This is a genomic window from Psychrobacter sp. AOP7-B1-25, from assembly GCF_052376195.1.
In the GTDB taxonomy this organism is placed as follows: Bacteria; Pseudomonadota; Gammaproteobacteria; order Pseudomonadales; family Moraxellaceae; genus Psychrobacter.
On sequence record NZ_JBQSVK010000052.1, the window covers coordinates 1 to 270 of the forward strand.

Below are 270 nucleotides of genomic sequence, written 5' to 3' on the forward strand. Positions count from 1 at the left end.
AGTAACCGTAATCTCAACGGTGGCAGGTGTTGATGTCGCACCATCATCATCGGTGGTGCTGAACTGGATGTCACTAACCGCACCATTGAAATTAGGTGCTGGGGTAAAGGTGACGGTGTCAGATTCCACTGCGCTTAGCGTGGTATTTGGAGTAATCTCGACCACTTGACCATCGGCACGGGTATAGCTTAATACGCCCTGCTCACTTGGCGGCACTTGCAATACCGTGACACTCACCACGCTACCATCGATGTCATTACCAACAAGCGA

At 51.1% G+C, this 270-nt stretch carries 1 protein-coding gene; it reads right to left on the bottom strand.

Annotated elements, in window-relative coordinates:
* A partial coding sequence (locus tag ACT3QR_RS13925; protein WP_444521878.1) for an Ig-like domain-containing protein occupies positions 1 to 270 on the bottom strand: 270 nt, incomplete at both ends.